Annotated in this window: 1 protein-coding gene; it reads right to left on the bottom strand. The window is 63.8% G+C overall.

Going from position 1 to position 782, the window contains the following annotated elements:
- On the bottom strand, nt 1-652 hold a 652-nt coding region (locus F6Q13_RS18400; protein WP_293059611.1), incomplete at its 3' end, for a transposase.
- Between the last annotated feature and the right edge of the window lie 130 nt (nt 653-782).

Below are 782 nucleotides of genomic sequence, written 5' to 3'. Positions count from 1 at the left end.
CCAACGCGTCGTTGACCAGATCCGACACCAACCCCTGCTTGGCCACCGGGTCATCCCAATCGATGTCGGGCTTGCCCGCCTTGGAGTAGTCCAGCTTGGCGACCCGCTCGATCACCGATTGCGCGCCCGGTACCAGCCGAGCCACCTTGCGCATCGCCGCCACCAGTTGGGTCACCGTGTCCTGGGTGGCCACCGCGTCGTCGAACACCGTCGAATCCACGCACCGTTTGCGCCGCCCACGCAAAAGCCCGGTCTCGGCGATGACCCGCGCGACCGCATCGAACACCCGGTCAGGTTGATCAGAGGCAGCGATCCGCTTACGCCAATACACCAGCGTCGACGGGTCGAACGAGGTCTGCGTTAACGAGCGCCCGCAGGCCACCTTCCAGCGGATGTCATACCGCAGCGCCTCCGCGGTCTGCGGATCCGACAGGTCATAGAGTTCCTTGAGCACCAGCACCGACCCGATCAGATCCGCCGGCAGCGACGGCCGCCCGGTCGAAGAGGCGAACAAATCCGCGATGAACGAATCCGGGAACAACTCATGACGATGCTCGGCCAAAAACGCGAAGATGCTGCCCGCCGGCACCAGGCCCCCGACCAGCGCCTGCGCGTCCAACAACTCCCGATCCGACCGCGTAACCCCTTGCACCACAACATCATCACAGGCCACATCGGGCTCAGTCGTCAGACACGCCCAACGCTGGACGGGTTATTCAGCGCCGTCCTAGTCCTTCAGTAAGCGTGTCGGCAGGGTAGAAATAGGCAAAGGCCTTATCCTG

The organism is Mycobacterium sp., from assembly GCF_008709575.1.
GTDB lineage: Bacteria > Actinomycetota > Actinomycetes > Mycobacteriales > Mycobacteriaceae > Mycobacterium.
Note: the sequence above shows the minus strand (reverse complement) of the source record. Positions and strands in the feature narration are given on the sequence as shown.